This window comes from Achromobacter sp. 1011811831 (genome assembly GCF_059760905.1).
The window spans coordinates 1-344 of sequence record NZ_JCBANG010000228.1 but is presented as its reverse complement, the minus strand read 5'-3'; the positions used below and the strand labels follow the sequence as shown (position 1 = coordinate 344).

The following is a 344-nucleotide window of genomic DNA, read 5'->3' as shown; positions in this document are numbered from 1 at the left end:
AGCAGGCTCAAGGTCTGCCGCTGCGCCTCGCCGGGAAAGAAATCGATGCGCGCCACCTGCTCGAAGCGGCGCACGAGCGGCTGGAGCTTGCGTGCGGCGGCGGCGCCATCCAGGGATGTCAGGCTCCGCCCGAGTTCCTTGATCTCCTCGGCGATGCCGGCGTACTCCTCGCCCCGGTCGAACAGGGCGCGCAGCGCGGCCTCCTGGGCTTCCTCGCACCCCGAGAGTCGATAGACCTCGCCGCTGCCCCCGACTTCCACCGCCTGCGCCGCCACTTCGTCCAGCGCCGCGGCACTGTCGGCCGAGTCAGGCAGCAGGTAGACCCCATCGCGCAGCGTCGCGCA

The 344-nt window shown here is 71.2% G+C and carries 1 pseudogene; it reads right to left on the bottom strand.

Annotation, left to right across the window (positions count from 1 at the left end):
• Positions 1 to 344 (bottom strand): annotated as a pseudogene (locus tag AC6LJ9_RS30730) (chromate resistance protein ChrB domain-containing protein); the annotation flags it as partial.